Below are 236 nucleotides of genomic sequence, written 5' to 3'. Positions count from 1 at the left end.
AGCATGGACAGCCGGTAGACGACGATGAAGTCCTCGCCGGCGCGCTCGCGGACCCGGCGCACGATCTCGACGGGGAAGCGCATGCGGTTGGCGTACGAGCCGCCCCAGCGGTCGGTGCGGCGGTTGGTGGCGGAGGCGATGAACTCGTTGACGAGGTAGCCCTCGGAGCCCATGATCTCCACGCCGTCGTAACCCGCGGACCGGGCGAGGGCGGCGCAGCGGGCGAAGTCCTCGAT

1 pseudogene is annotated in these 236 nt (G+C 70.3%); it reads right to left on the bottom strand.

The features are described from left to right. A pseudogene (gene fadH, locus ACSNOK_RS36245) lies at window positions 1-236 on the bottom strand (NADPH-dependent 2,4-dienoyl-CoA reductase); the annotation flags it as partial.

Source organism: Streptomyces sp. URMC 126 (assembly GCF_051386555.1).
Lineage (GTDB): Bacteria > Actinomycetota > Actinomycetes > Streptomycetales > Streptomycetaceae > Streptomyces.
This window is presented reverse-complemented; position numbering and strand designations above follow the sequence as displayed.